The organism is Paraburkholderia sp. SIMBA_027 (assembly GCF_046535315.1).
GTDB classification, from domain to species: domain Bacteria; phylum Pseudomonadota; class Gammaproteobacteria; order Burkholderiales; family Burkholderiaceae; genus Paraburkholderia; species Paraburkholderia tropica.
Genome location: NZ_JAWRWY010000380.1, coordinates 1 through 279 on the forward strand (window position 1 = coordinate 1; position 279 = coordinate 279).

Sequence of the window (279 nt, forward strand, 5' to 3'; positions counted from 1 at the left end):
GCCCGGCCCTGCGGCCGATGAGGCGGCCCATGAGCGCATTGCGCGGATGAAGGCCTGGTATCTGGGCTTTGATGCTTAAGAAGGAACAAATCATGGATCGCATTGTCGTCACCGGTATGGGACTTGTGTCGCCGCTTGGAACAGGTGTGGAGATCGCGTGGAAGCGGCTGCTTGCCGGCGGCTCCGGGCTTCGCTTGCTGGGCGAAGATATCGTCGGCGATCTTGCGGCCAAGGTCGGCGGCGTCGTACCTGATATCGGCGAGGATGCCGAGGGCGGCT

General features: G+C 63.1%; 1 protein-coding gene. It reads left to right on the forward strand.

Annotated elements, in window-relative coordinates:
* Positions 1-92: 92 nt before the first annotated feature.
* Positions 93-279: beta-ketoacyl synthase N-terminal-like domain-containing protein (locus SB764_RS39510; RefSeq protein WP_410866685.1), on the forward strand; the 187-nt coding region annotated here is incomplete at its 3' end.